Source organism: Moheibacter sediminis (genome assembly GCF_900176425.1).
Lineage (GTDB): Bacteria > Bacteroidota > Bacteroidia > Flavobacteriales > Weeksellaceae > Moheibacter > Moheibacter sediminis.
This window is the reverse complement of the sequence record NZ_FWXS01000011.1, coordinates 89,171-102,804: the sequence shown is the minus strand read 5'-3', so window position 1 is coordinate 102,804 and position 13,634 is coordinate 89,171. Positions and strand designations below refer to the sequence as shown.

Genomic DNA, 13,634 nt, shown 5'->3' with positions numbered 1-13,634 from the left:
CAATTTAGATTCATATCAATTTAGATTCATATCAATTTCAAATCAAAGATTCAATTTTTAAATCAATTACAAACTATTTTAAAACAAAAAACATTAATGGCGAAATGAAAATAACAAAGATGTTTATTTCAAATATCTTCAACAAATTATTTTAATTTTAGAGAAAAATAATGAAAATAAAGCCTTTGTAAATGATGTTAAATTATTTATTAAAAGATTAGATTACTCATAAAAAAATCGCTCATCAATTAAGAAAAGCGATTTATAAAGTGCGGGTGGAGGGACTCGAACCCACACACCTCGCGGCACCAGATCCTAAGTCTGGCGTGTCTACCAATTTCACCACACCCGCAAAAGGACAGCAAATATACGTTAAATAATTATTTCACAAAATTTCAATTTGTAATTTTTATCATTCTGCGAATTCTTTTACTTTTGCACTAAACAAATTATTATATGGAAGTTAGCGGAAGAGTTAAGAAAATATTTGAAGCACAGACATTTGGAAGTGGATTCAAGAAAAGAGAATTGGTTGTTACAACGCAAGAACAGTATCCTCAAGACATCATTATAGAGTTCACACAAGACAAAACCGATTTGCTCAACACGGTAAATGAAGGTGATGAAGTAAAAGTTTCAATCAACCTTCGCGGCCGTGAATGGATTAATCCTGAAGGCGTTGCCAAATATTTCAACAGCATCCAAGGATGGAGATTGGAGAAAGGAGGTGCAGCACCTGCAGCGTCAATCAACGAATATGCAGATATGCCACCCGTTACCAATAGTAATTCAGGCGCTAATGAGCCGGACGATCTGCCATTCTAAATGAACATTTTTCATCAGTTAGAAAAAGAGCATAGCAAAGAAAATTCGCTCAGCATCGTTTCTTATATCGGAAATGATGCTGAGCGTTTTCATGAACTGATGGATTGTTTCTTTGCAGAAACCAAAGATTACCGCGTGCCTCAGAGAGCTGCATACACTTTGTCTCTCACGTTTGACAGGCGGCCGAATTTGATTCTCCCCTATAGAGAGAAATTAATTCAAAATTTAGAAAATCCTCAACTTAAATCTTCCCTCAAAAGAAACATTCTGCGCGTGCTTCAATTCACAGAAATCAAAGAAGAATGGATGGGTAGCTTGTACGATAATTGCTTTGAATTTTTGGAAAATCCAAAAGAGGAAATCGCTATCCGCGCTTTTGCAATGGTAGTTTTATATAATATTTCGAATACTTTTCCTGAATTAAAACCTGAATTGAAATCCATGATAGAATCGGTCTTCGAAGAACCGCAAGCTTCACCCGGAATTCGCTCCAAAGCCAAGCACATTTTGAAGAAATTATATGCAGAATTGCATTAATTTATTTGAATAATTTCATTTCATAAAAAAATCTTAAATTGCCACTCGTTTATTTTTAACAGATGGGTTGCTTATTTGGCACCGACTTTGCAAATATGATTTAAAAACAACCTTAAAATGAAATACTTACAATTGGTTTTAACGATATTGATGATGGGGATTTTTTCTCAATCATTTTCCCAGGACTTTCATGCATCTACCACCAAAGTAGAGTATGAAGCAGGTTCACTCAAATTGACAGCTAAATTTTTTACCGAAGATTTAGAAAAAGCAGTAGGCGCTTCTGCAGCATCAAAATCTGATTTTGACAACAAAGCAAGAAGTTATTCATCTTCCAGATTGACATTAAAAGTAAACGGAAGTTTGATTGGTTTGACTTATGTTGGTTCTCAGACTACAGATAAATCAACAAGATTGTATTTCAAAGCAGACAACGTTGCAGGAATCAATGATATCGAAATAAAAAATGCAATGCTCACGGAAATATTTGCCGATCAGCAGAACCTCGTAACATTTGATGTAAATGGAGTTAGGAAAAGTTTTACCGCCAAAAAAGGTGACGAATCAGGAAAAGTAACTTTCTAAACAGAAGTTAATTTCTCCAAATCAGACCAAAAGTCCGGATATGATTTTTTAATCACATCCGGACTTTTTATTTGCAAATCCATCAAAAGACAAAGCGGAGCAAAGCTCATCGCCATTCTGTGGTCGTTATAAGTTTCGATGTGAGGAATTTCATTTATAGATTCAAAATCAATTATTTCAAGTGAATCTTTTGTGATTTGAACCTTAGTTCCAACTTTTTTTAATTCATTTTTGAGAGCCGTCAAGCGGTCTGTTTCCTTGATAGAAAGTGTTTCCAGCCCGGTCAATTTACATTTCATTTTCAATCCGGCACAAGTGACAGCAATTGTTTGTGCAATATCTGGTGTTTCATTTAAATTTAGGTTTAAAGTTTTCAGTTTAAGGCTTAAATTTTTACGTAAAACTATTTGATTTCCTATGAATTCAGATTCGATTCCAAAATGATTTTTATAAATTTCAATCAATGCAGAATCGCCTTGCAGACTATTTTGAAAGTAGGAATTGATTTTAATCTCTGGGTTTTCAGACAAAGCCGCCAACGAATAAAAATAAGAAGCCGAACTCCAATCAGATTCTACAGTAATTTCCTGATATTGGATTTTATTTTTCGGATGAATTCTGAAAACGTTTTCACTTCTTTCGATTTGAATTCCAATTCTTTCCAAAAGTTCAACCGTCATCAACAAATATGGAAGCGAAGTGATTTTTCCATTCAATCGAATCGTTAATCCGTTTTCCAATTTCGGTGCAATCAACATCAAAGCAGTAATGTATTGGCTGCTGATGTTGGCATCCAACTCAACAAAATATTTTTTTAATTTCTTTCCTATTATCGACAAAGATGGAAATCCTTCATTTTCCAAATAGGAAATTTCAGCACCAAGCGAATTCAAAGCATCAACCAAAATTCCAATCGGACGCTGTTTCATTCGTGCTGAACCCGTAAGAACTACTTCGCGGTTTTCTTGCGTAGAAAGATAAGCCGTCAGGAACCGCATTGCCGTTCCGGCGTGATGAATGTCGATTTTGTTACCGGAATTTTTCAACGCATTTTGAAGCAATTCTGTATCTTCTGAATTTGATAAATTTTTAATTTCAATTGAATTATCAAACAAAGCATTCAAAATCAGAAGCCGGTTGCTTTCACTTTTGGAACCGCTGATGAAGATTTCCCCTTTAGGATTTTGATTTACTTTCTTTAAAAATTTAATTTCCATTCCAAACTTCTGTCTTCCTTCCTATTTTAGCTTTTCATTATTCTTATGACGGTCGTGGTCACGTTCCGTTTTCAGATTTAATTTTTTATAAAAAGCTGATTCTAAATCAACTCCGGTTTGATTTGCCAAACACAAAACTACAAACATCACATCTGCCAATTCTTCGCCCAAATCTTTTTGTTTATCAGATTCCTTTTCGGATTGTTCGCCATATCGGCGAGCAATGATTCGGGCTACTTCGCCGACTTCTTCGGTTAGCTGAGCCATATTGGTCAATTCGTTGAAATAACGAACGCCGTGTTCCTGAATCCAATTGTCAACTTCTGATTGTAATTTTTGAATGCTCATTTTTTATAATTTTACAAGTACAACTTGTTGGTTTTCAGCATTTATTTGTTTGCTTTCCAAATCTTTCATTAGTTTGTAATAGCTTGCAGGTAATATACTTTGATTGACCTGATACAAAGTTGCAACTTCTATAAAACCATCTTTTTCAATTACTTTGTAAACGTAACCTGCATGGTTTCCATCGATTACGAATTGTTTTTCCTGTGGAATTGATTCGACTTTATAGCCTTCAGGAATTTTAATTTTTATCGTTTTTGTTTCAGAGATTGAAGTTCCAAATTCTAGCGGATAACTTCTGTTTTCGTATTGAAATGAACTTTTCTTTAGTTGTGAAAACAACATAGGATTGAGTAAGATTTTGTTTCCAATTACTTCTCCGCCAGGTACATTGTCAAATTTAATACTGTAGCGGACGATTCCTTTTTCATTGTTTTCATCTACTTTGAAAGTATCAACATCAAATGCAAAGTTAGATAAATATTCAGCTTCAAATTCTTTTGGGCTGTCTTTGCGCCACATATTGTCAGACATTGCAAAGTATTCATCTTTTGTTTCTGTGTACGATCCTGAAATTGTACCGTCCGCATTTAATATCGCACCAATTACTTCCTTTGAATTACTCAAAGAATAATTTGTAAGTGAAATCTCTTTGATATTACCATTGCTTAATAGCTGAAATCCTCTGTGGTTCAAATCTCTCAAAGGGAGCATATTAATTTTGCTCATTTTCTCGGTAGCATCCATCAGATAAAGTTTTCCGTTAATTTCAGCAGATGCAATCAGGAAATTTAAACTGGTAACTGAAGGAAAAGAATAATTTATCATTAAATTATTTACACTACTTAAAACTACAGGATTTGCATTGATTCCTGCTTTTTGAAGCATTGAAACTAGCATTAAATTTAAATCTGCAGCATTTCCTGTTTTTTCCTTAAAAGTTCTTCTAACTCCATTATCAGCATACATGGAATTGAATCTGTTCCAGGTATAATTTTCTTTTATAAAATTGAAGATTGCCTGTGTTTTTTCTAGTTGATCGGGGATGCTTCCGGCAACACTTTGTACTGTTTCGTCCAAGAAACTATTTCCGCTCAGCTGAGCACCTATATTTTCATGTTTACCTAAATCTTTACCGATTTGCTGCCAAGTCGCTGAATAGTTTTCAGTAATGTAACCTGGATGGCTAAACATCATAAGTTCAAATCTAACTGACGCTTTCAAATTGTTTGAATTAAGTACAAATGATTCTCTTCTCAATGGTTTTACATTTTCAAAAGTATATTCATTGACTGCAGTAGAATATGTCCTGTCCGTAACGGGTCTTGTAGAATTGTTTATTTTTCCGCGAACTTCGCCTCTCAAATCTGGATTGTATGTAAAGAAATCAGGGTGACGAAATTTGAATTGACTATATAAAACCGGAATTTCCTGCTGGAAATACCAACGGTCAATCTCTCTGTAAAAAGGAGAAACAATGGTGTATTTGTATTCTAAGACAGAACCGTCTTTTACATTTGAAAAAGCAAATTTTTCAACTTCCCAGTTTTTGTTTACGCGCTCGGTAAAGATTTCATTTCCTTTTACTTTAGTTTCAACAATTTTTCCACCTTCCAGATTGTAAGTGACACCTTTAAAACCTAATAATTTTTCTCGGGTTGAATTTGGAGCATACATAGAGACCTCTTGTTTTAAAAATTTATCATCAGTATTGTCTTTGTTATAAATTTTAATTCTTCCTTCAATTTCTTTTGTAACGATAAATCCACCACCACTTGGGTTGAAATCCAGAGTGATGTCAATTTTTTCATATAAAATCTCGGCGGGAGATTCAATATCAATGGTGCTTCTTTCTTTAAAAAGTTCTTCTTTGCTTACTTTTCCAAATCGGTTGTCTTGTGCTGAACTCAATGTAAACAGCAATAAGGTGGCAGTTAAAATAATTGTTTTCATGTTATATTATAGTTTTTCTAGTAAAATTTTTGAGTTGTCAAATGATGATATTTTTCGTTGAAATTCAACATAATCGTTGAACTTTTCTTTGGGATAAATGCCGTCTTTTATAGATATAATTCTTTTTACTTTTAATGAATTTCCTTCTGCTGTGTTTACTGTTAATTGATAATTTCCAAATTCTGTTTGGTAAGCAATTGGCTCAAAAACGCCGTCAAGTTTGTAATCTTTTGGGATTTTTATTTCAAATTCGGCTTCGTCCACATATCCATGTCGGATTTCGAAAGGATATTTTCTATTGTTATTTTTTTTGAGACTTGTAGTTGAAATTTCTGAAGGAAGAATATTAATGACCATGTTATTTCCATGAATTTTTCCAAACTGAGTAGATTCTAAATTTACATTTGCAGTAAAAATTGCTTCATCCCAATTATTTTCAAATTTATAATTGAGAATATTCAGATTGGGGAGCGTTTCAAAAATGTCCTGAAGAATTCTTTTCTGGTCTTTACTGCTTTGAAAATTAACTCTATAAATCTGTTCATATTGTAATCCTGCGTAGTCCATCTTATAATCTCCTTTCAATTTTCCATCATTGAAAATTTCAATGGAACCAAAAATATTAAGTGTATTTTTTTCTGCAGGAAAACTTTGAGTTTTGATTATTTTTCCGCCTTCAGGAGTTACAATGAGTGCATTTCTATTATCAGTAAAAGTTCCTAAATAGTTAAATGCAGTTTGCTGGCTCGTAGTCTCCAGCCATAAATCTTCTTCATTCAGCGGAACATATAAAATGACATGATTTCCTTGTGCAACGCTCGCGAAATCAGTATGGAAATCAATTTTACTCCCGCCATATACAACGGTATAATAAGATTTAATCCCTACCGCATCCAACATAGATTGCATATAGTTTGTCAATGCTTTGCAGTCGCCGTAACTCTTTGATTCTACATAAGATGCAGGAAAAGGTTGCAATCCTCCAATTCCTAACTGAACACCGATGTATCTGGTTTTGTTTTGTAAATATTTGTAGAGAATGCTTACTTTTTGTTTATCATTTTTAGCATCTTTTACCAAATCCTGATAGAATTTTTTCTGAGTAGGAGTGAAGTCATTTGAATTTGTCAATAAACCACGGTACCATTTTCCCATTCCATTCCAATCAGTGAAATTTCCTTTTACGCCGTCGATAATAAAGTCAACCGCAGAAAATTCAACATTTGGAAAAATATTTTTAAACTGAAGCGTCATATCTTCTTTGTCAAACGCCTTCTGGTTTTTCATTTCATAATGAACTACCGATTGATTCGGATTTTGATTAGAAATGCCAAAATCAGATAAATTCATTTCTTTGGAATTCATTTTCAAGTTCATCAAATTATTTATTGTATATGATGATTTCTCAATTGCAACGTTGTATGAACTAACCGGTGTCCACCTTCCGATGGTGGTGTTTGAATAATTTATAACTGATTTGAAATGTAAAGTATATGGATACTGTGCAGATGAATAATTCAAATATTTGATGCGGCTGTCTGTGTACATTTGTCCATCAGATATATAAGATTGATCAAGAAAATCTTTTGATTTAAATTTTTTAATCGCTATCCCGTTTTGATCATAATAAACCGCTTCCAAAGTTGTGATTTTTGTATTTGGGTCATAAAATTCATGAGGCTGTGCAAATTTATCTCCTGACTTGTCAAAAACCGTTATGATTAATTCATTGGTATGAATGACTTTGTTGATCGAGTGAATGTCAATAGTCTTTTTTTCATTTCTGATTACGGCGTAAGCACCTTCTTTAAGTTCTGCAGTAATACTATTTGCAACAAAATTTTGTGCAGATACTATTATAAATGCAAGTAATGATGAAATACTTAGTAGTTTTCTCATTCAGTTTAAGTTTTTAATAGATAAATTTATTCTCTGTTTTTAGAGTCAATACAAATCGTGACAGGACCGTCATTGAGCAATTCAACTTTCATATCAGCACCAAATTCTCCGATTTTTATCGGGCGAAGATATTTATTTTGCAAAACTCTGACAAATTCATGGTACTGATTTTTAGCAATATTCGGCGGAGAAGATTTTATATATGAAGGGCGATTTCCTTTTTTTGTGGAAGCATGCAGTGTAAATTGACTTACCACCAACAAATCACCTTCAACATTCTGCACAGAGACATTCATGACGCCGTTTTCATCATTGAAGATCCTGAGTTGAATGATTTTATTGGCTATCCATTCAAAATCTTCATTGGTGTCATTTTCCTCAAATCCGGCTAAAACCAATAAACCTTTTTCGATTTTACCAATTACATTTCCCTCAACCGTAACGCTTGCGTGTTGTACGCGCTGTATGACAACTCTCATTTTTTTATTTTGAACTAAATTTTAGTAAGGATTCGTTTGAATTTCATCCAAAAAACCAACGTAGCTTTCATATCTGCTCGAAGCTATTTCTCCATTTTCAACTGATTCTATCACAGCACATTTGGGTTCGTTTAAATGAATGCAATTGTCAAATTTACATTCGATTTTCTTGGCGAAAATTTCAGGAAAATAATTCTGGATTTCCTCTTTCTCCATATCGACCAAACCAAATTCTTTGATACCCGGCGTGTCGATGCAAAATCCACCAAACGGCCATTCGTGCATTTCAGCAAAAGTCGTCGTATGCTGTCCTTTTTGGTTAAAATCCGAAACTTCTGAAGTTTTGATGGTTAAGTTTGGATTCAAAGCATTGAGCAAAGTTGATTTTCCAACGCCCGAATGCCCTGAAAACAAAGTGATTATTCCTTTCAACTCAGATTTGAAATTTTCTAAATTTAAGCCCGAAACAGCCGAAACTTCCATCGTTTTATAACCCAAAGGCTCATAAACAAATTTATAATCTTCCACGATTTCCAGTTGCTCTTCATCATAAGAATCCATTTTATTGAAAACCAAAGTCGCTGGAATGTGGTAAGCCTCTGCTGTAATTAAAAATCGGTCGATGAAACCATAAGAAGTTTTCGGGTTATTTACCGTAACGACAAGAAAAGCACGATCGATATTGGACGCAATGATATGCGTTTTTTTAGATAAATTAACGGAACGACGGATGATATAGTTTTTTCTATCGTGGATTTTGGAAATCACTCCATTTCCTTCATTGTCAATTTCATAATCGACAAAATCACCAACTGCAATCGGATTCGTATGCTGAATATTATCTAACCTGAATTTCCCGCGCATTCTTGCATTGATCATATTTCCAGAATCTTCTCTTACCGAATACCAACTTCCCGTTGATTTCATTACCAAACCGCTCATTAAGGTTTCAAAATTTTGTCCTGATTCATAATTGAATTTTGATGTTGAATGGATTCCTGGTGAATTGCTTTGAGGAGTTTATCGATAAATTCCTCTGACAATCCATATTTTTCTCCTTGTTTGATTGCGCTTTCCCAAATTGCTTTCCAGCGTTCCGGTTGAAAAACAGCTACATTGTGTTCTTTTTTTAATTCTCCGATTTGAGCAGAAATACCCATTCTCTGACCAATTGTTTCTATAATACTTTGATCAGCTTCGTCAATTTCATTTCTCAAACGGCTTAATCTTGAATGGTAAAAAGCATCTGGATCGTCACTTTTTCGAAGTTCTAATTTTTTCAAAATCTCGTGCAAACGTTCCGGCGTGATTTGTTGTTTGGCGTCGCTCCAGGCTTCGTCCGGATTGTTATGTGATTCAATCATCAATCCATCGTATTCAAAATTGAAAGCCTGTTGTGCCACATCAAAAATTCCTTCGCGGTTTCCGCAAATATGTGATGGATCACAAATCATAGGTATCCCAGGCATTTTATCCATAAAGTCCAATGCAATCTGCCATTGCGGATTGTTTCTATACTTTGTCTTTTTATAAGTTGAAAATCCTCGGTGTATTGCACCTAAGTTTTTGATGTTTTGTGCTTGTAACCTTTCAACTGCTCCGATCCATAAATCTAAATCAGGATTGACTGGATTTTTTACCAAAACAACTTTGTCTGTGTCGCGCAAAGCTTCGGCAATTTCCTGAATCGTAAAGGGGTTTACGGTTGAACGCGCACCAATCCATAACCAATCAACGTCATTTTCCAAAGCCAGTTTTACGTGGTTTGCATTGGCAACTTCTGTGGCAGTTATGAAACCAAATTCATCTTTTACTTTTTTGAGCCATTTCAGACCAATTGCGCCGACACCTTCGAAAGAATTCGGTTTTGTTCTGGGTTTCCAGATTCCCGCACGAAATACCTGAACATAATTTTGGTCCAATTGTCCGGCAATGTCCAGCATCTGTTTTTCACTTTCCGCGCTGCAAGGACCACCAATTACAAGTGGTTTTTCAAATTTACTGAGAAAGGATTTATTTGTATTCATATTTTGCAAATTTAAAGCGTTATTCATTTAAAAGTTTGATTTTAAGTCAATATATTCTAGTTCTTTCAGCAAATAGGGATTGTTTTTCTTGTATTCGCCCAGAATTTTCAGGTTATCGGTTTTGATTAAAATTCGTTTTTTTAATTCTTCATATTGTTGAATGGTTTCAAAAGAAATATCAACGTGAAAATTGTATTGCCACGGTTTCTCAATGATTGGAATAGATTGGATTTTTTCCATATTGATTCCTAAATAAACAAATTCGTTCAGCACATTTGCCAATGAGCCGCTTTTGTGCGGCGTGGCAAATGTAATAGAAGCCTTGTCGAAATCATTTGTGGGTTCAGTTTCTTTTGCGAGAACAAAAAATCGGGTAAAATTTTTATGAAATGTTTGGATGTTCCTTTTGAGGATTTCCAATCCGTATAAATCAGCTGCTTTTTGAGAAGCAATTGCCGCAATATTCCGGCTCAGTTCAGATTTTATTTTTTTTGCTGTCAATGCCGTATCGCTCGTTTCCCTAATGGTAAAATGATTATATTTTTCGAGAAATTGATCACATTGCAAAATTGCCATCGGATGCGAACGGATTTCTTCGATTTTGTCAAAATCAGTTCCCGGCAAAGCCATTAGCTGGTGCTGGATGGGTAAATAAATTTCGCCTACGATTTGTAAATTGTATTTCGTGACCAAAGAATAATTGGGAAGAATCGAGCCTGCAATTGTATTTTCAATCGCCATCAATCCAAAATCACATTCAGATTTTGAAACTGATTTTGCGACTTTTTTGAAGCTTTCATATTCATACAGTATAAATTCTTCCGAATTGAAAAATAAATCTGCCGCCTGATGATGATATGAGCCTAGTGTTCCCTGAATTCCAATTTTCATTTTACTTGATTTTATTTCATAAAAAAAGAGCCCCGTTTCTGACGGGACTCTTTTGGTTTTTTTATCTTTTAAATTTGTTTAACCAACATAAATTACCCGCTTCTGAACTCTTGCCCAAAAGAAGTAATAAAATGAAGTGTTAAATAAATTTGTCATTTCTTGTAAATGTTTCAACAAATATGAGAATTAAATTTGAATTATTTTTAATTATTCAAATTTAAGTGAAAAGAAAATTCCTCTTGTTGATAAGGATTTTAAACTTCCAGCCCATTGTGTGCTTGTATCAGGATTGTCCTGTACCAATTCATTATTGAAGAAGAAAATTCCTTTAATCGCCGGAGTCAATTTAAATTTGCTGAAATAAATTTCGACGCCCGCTTCCACCTGCCAGTTGAAATTATGGGTTTTCATACGGAAAATATTGTCCTGATTATCTTCTTCTTTCTTTTCGTTAGATTGTAGGTTCATCGTGTAACCCAAACCTCCTTGCAGATAAGGACGAGTATTCACCCAACGGTCTCCGTGTACTTTCAAAATAAACGGAATATCAATGTATGTAGATTTTACAGCACGCATACTATCTGTTTCATTGGTTTCGATGTTTCCAAAGTATAGATTTCTTTCTGCAAAATGAACACCTGGTTCCAATTTCAAATCAAGATTGTTATGAAGTTTCAATTTCGCCATTAAACCCACAGAAAACCCCATTTTGTTTTCCTGACGAAGGTAAATCATGTCTTGCTCACTAAGCCCTTCTTCGGCAGGTACTACTTTAAATGACATGATGTTGGTTCCTAAAAAGTAACCCCAGCCAAATCTTTTGTCATCGTCTTCTTCTCTGTGCCAAACCTTTTCTGAATTCGGACGGAACTGCCCAAAGGCTGAAATCGTCAGTGTAAATAATAAAAATGCAAGAAGTTTTTTCATCTGTTTTTTTCAATATTTTTTTCTAAAGCGGTCAGATGTAATTTACTGTAATCATTTGAATCTGTGATTGTAATGTTTTACAGCTTATTTCACATACCTTTCCTTAACGAATTTTTGTGTGTTTTATTTTGAGCTTTCGTAAATGCTTGCGATTCCAAAAGTAAGTTTTTTATCGAAAGGTTGTACAAAATTTGAATTTTTTAAAATTAATTTCATTTTCTCACCATAGGGAAAAGCTTTTACAGAGTCAGGGAGATAGGTGTAAGCGCTTTGGTCTTTGGAGATTTTTTTTCCGATTTGTGGTAAAATATTTTTTGAATAAAATCCGTACAATTGCTTCATCGGGAAGGATTCGGGTTGTGAAAATTCCAGAATAATAAATTTTCCTCCCGGTTTCAAAACTCGGTAAATATCATTTAAACCTTTTTCCAGATTTTCAAAATTCCGAACACCAAATGCAACTGTGATACAGTCAAAAGAATTGTCTTCAAAAGGCATGTTTTCAGCATCACCCTGAATCATTTCGATTCGGTTTTCCAAACCTTCTTCTTTTACTTTTTTTCTTCCAACCTCCAACATTCCGGCAGAAAGGTCAAATCCGGTAATTTTGGCCTCGGTAGATTTCGCCATCTGGATTGCCAAATCACCCGTTCCGGTTGCAATGTCGAGAATGGTCTTCGGATTGGAGGCTTTGATTGATTTAACAACTTTTTTTCGCCAGCTAACATCAATCCCCATTGACAATACCCGATTGAGTAAATCGTATTTTGGAGAAATGTTGTCGAACATCTGCTCGACCTGCTGTTTTTTGCTTAAATCCGAATCCGAATAAGGTTTTACTGTACTCATAAGTTCGCAAAGGTAAAACTTAGAAATTAGAAATTAGAAATAACTTGAAACATTGAACCTGAAACTTTAAACCAATAAAATTTACTCGTAATTTTCAAAATAAAATTGTTTGAAGTCGTCCTTGGAAAATATTTTTGAAATATCTGTTTTCAGACCTTTATTGTAGAAGAATTTAGGATAATCATGATTTAAATTATAATAAAATCCTTGGATGTATAATTCGTTGGAATGTTTGATGTTTCCATAAAAAATTTTTTCATCAATCGTTGTTGTTTGTGTTGTGAAGAGAGAATCTTTATTTCTTGCCGGTCCATAAGGTCGTGTGAAAATATAATAATCGGCTCCCGTAGGATTGATCACGCCATTGTAATATTTGACTTCAAAAACAGTGTCAATTGTTTTTCCTTGGTAATCAAAATTGATTTTATGCTTGCCCGGCGTCAATTTGATTTCCGTAGTTTGATTGGGGGCAATGGAATAATCCTGATTGTCAATTTTTAATTTGAGCGATTCTTCAGTAGGATTGGCAATCAAATAACTGTCTTTTTTCTCCAGAAATAATTTATAGGTGAAATAAGCAGCTGCAATAATTGCAATTGTTGCCAGCAATCCGATAAGGCTTGGATTTTTTTTCATTTGATTTTTTTGCTTTTCAAGGCGTTTTTCCTTGCAAATTTACCCATTCAAAAATGAATTCAAATGAGAAATAACATAAAGTTTCTAAACTCAATTAAATTTCATACATTTGCACCCGCATACATAATAATCATTAAAACAATATTGGAATGTATTTGACAACAGAAAAAAAACAGGAAATTTTTGCAAAACACGGTAAATCTAATGCAGATACCGGTTCAGCTGAAGGGCAAGTTGCTCTTTTTACGTACAGAATCAATCACTTGACAGAACACTTGAAAGTGAACAGAAAAGATTTTAACACTGAGAAATCATTGGTAAGATTGGTAGGTAAAAGAAAAGCCTTATTAGACTATTTGAAAAACAAAGACATCGAAAGATACCGTGCGATCATCGCCGAGCTTGGTCTTCGTAAATAATCTGATTCAAAACAAAATAAAAAGGCAATTGCAAGATTGCCTTTT

General features: G+C 34.1%; 15 protein-coding genes and 1 tRNA gene. 4 read left to right on the top strand and 12 right to left on the bottom strand.

Going from position 1 to position 13,634, the window contains the following annotated elements:
* Nucleotides 1-270: 270 nt before the first annotated feature.
* Nucleotides 271-352, bottom strand: a tRNA-Leu gene (locus B8977_RS14140).
* Nucleotides 353-456: 104 nt separating this feature from the next.
* Here B8977_RS14140 and B8977_RS14135 point away from each other — a divergent pair.
* The 3 genes from B8977_RS14135 (at nt 457) to B8977_RS14125 (ending at nt 1,947) form a co-directional block, all read left to right on the top strand.
* Nucleotides 457-825 (top strand): DUF3127 domain-containing protein, encoded by a 369-nt coding sequence (locus tag B8977_RS14135; RefSeq protein ID WP_084018880.1) that lies wholly within the window; start codon nt 457-459, stop codon nt 823-825.
* Nucleotides 826-1,362 carry a hypothetical protein gene (locus tag B8977_RS14130; protein ID WP_084018878.1) on the top strand — a complete coding sequence of 179 codons (537 nt, stop codon included), beginning with the start codon at nt 826-828 and terminating at the stop codon, nt 1,360-1,362.
* A gap of 117 nt (nt 1,363-1,479) precedes the next feature.
* Nucleotides 1,480-1,947 carry a DUF6702 family protein gene (locus B8977_RS14125; protein ID WP_084018876.1) on the top strand — a complete coding sequence of 156 codons (468 nt, stop codon included), beginning with the start codon at nt 1,480-1,482 and terminating at the stop codon, nt 1,945-1,947.
* Here the strand turns inward: B8977_RS14125 and aroA are convergent.
* The 11 genes from aroA to B8977_RS14070 all read right to left on the bottom strand — a co-directional run bounded on the left by aroA (nt 1,944) and on the right by B8977_RS14070 (nt 13,170).
* Entirely contained in the window at nt 1,944-3,164 is a 1,221-nt protein-coding gene (gene aroA / locus B8977_RS14120) for a 3-phosphoshikimate 1-carboxyvinyltransferase (protein WP_084018874.1), read from the bottom strand. The genes B8977_RS14125 and aroA overlap by 4 nt on opposite strands.
* 21 nt (nt 3,165-3,185) lie before the next feature.
* On the bottom strand, nt 3,186-3,512 hold the full coding sequence (locus tag B8977_RS14115; protein ID WP_084018872.1) for a nucleotide pyrophosphohydrolase: 327 nt from the start codon (nt 3,510-3,512) through the stop codon (nt 3,186-3,188).
* Between the two features lie 3 nt (nt 3,513-3,515).
* Entirely contained in the window at nt 3,516-5,462 is a 1,947-nt protein-coding gene (locus tag B8977_RS14110; protein ID WP_084018870.1) for a transglutaminase domain-containing protein, read from the bottom strand.
* A gap of 6 nt (nt 5,463-5,468) precedes the next feature.
* Complete coding sequence (locus tag B8977_RS14105) at nt 5,469-7,361, bottom strand: DUF3857 domain-containing protein (RefSeq protein WP_084018868.1); 1,893 nt, start codon at nt 7,359-7,361, stop codon at nt 5,469-5,471.
* 26 nt (nt 7,362-7,387) lie between these two features.
* Nucleotides 7,388-7,840, bottom strand: a complete 453-nt coding sequence (dtd, locus tag B8977_RS14100; protein WP_084018866.1) for a D-aminoacyl-tRNA deacylase — start codon at nt 7,838-7,840, stop codon at nt 7,388-7,390.
* A 21-nt stretch (nt 7,841-7,861) separates the two neighbouring features.
* Nucleotides 7,862-8,782: a ribosome small subunit-dependent GTPase A gene (gene rsgA / locus B8977_RS14095; protein WP_084018864.1), complete on the bottom strand. Its 921-nt coding sequence runs from the start codon at nt 8,780-8,782 to the stop codon at nt 7,862-7,864.
* Nucleotides 8,782-9,867, bottom strand: coding sequence for a bifunctional 3-deoxy-7-phosphoheptulonate synthase/chorismate mutase type II (locus tag B8977_RS14090; protein WP_143736541.1), 1,086 nt, complete (start codon nt 9,865-9,867; stop codon nt 8,782-8,784). Before B8977_RS14090 ends, rsgA begins: the two co-directional genes overlap by 1 nt.
* A gap of 27 nt (nt 9,868-9,894) precedes the next feature.
* Nucleotides 9,895-10,758 carry a prephenate dehydratase gene (locus B8977_RS14085; RefSeq protein WP_084018860.1) on the bottom strand — a complete coding sequence of 288 codons (864 nt, stop codon included), beginning with the start codon at nt 10,756-10,758 and terminating at the stop codon, nt 9,895-9,897.
* Nucleotides 10,759-10,965: 207 nt separating this feature from the next.
* Entirely contained in the window at nt 10,966-11,685 is a 720-nt protein-coding gene (porT, locus tag B8977_RS14080) for a type IX secretion/gliding motility protein PorT/SprT (RefSeq protein ID WP_084018858.1), read from the bottom strand.
* A gap of 123 nt (nt 11,686-11,808) precedes the next feature.
* Nucleotides 11,809-12,534, bottom strand: a complete 726-nt coding sequence (ubiE, locus tag B8977_RS14075; RefSeq protein WP_084018856.1) for a bifunctional demethylmenaquinone methyltransferase/2-methoxy-6-polyprenyl-1,4-benzoquinol methylase UbiE — start codon at nt 12,532-12,534, stop codon at nt 11,809-11,811.
* A gap of 81 nt (nt 12,535-12,615) precedes the next feature.
* The gene (locus B8977_RS14070) at nt 12,616-13,170 is read right to left on the bottom strand and encodes a hypothetical protein (RefSeq protein WP_084018854.1); all 555 of its coding nucleotides are present in this window, start codon (nt 13,168-13,170) and stop codon (nt 12,616-12,618) included.
* A gap of 149 nt (nt 13,171-13,319) precedes the next feature.
* Between B8977_RS14070 and rpsO the strand changes: the two genes are divergently transcribed.
* Nucleotides 13,320-13,589: a 30S ribosomal protein S15 gene (rpsO, locus tag B8977_RS14065; RefSeq protein WP_084018852.1), complete on the top strand. Its 270-nt coding sequence runs from the start codon at nt 13,320-13,322 to the stop codon at nt 13,587-13,589.
* The last annotated feature ends 45 nt before the right edge of the window (nt 13,590-13,634 follow it).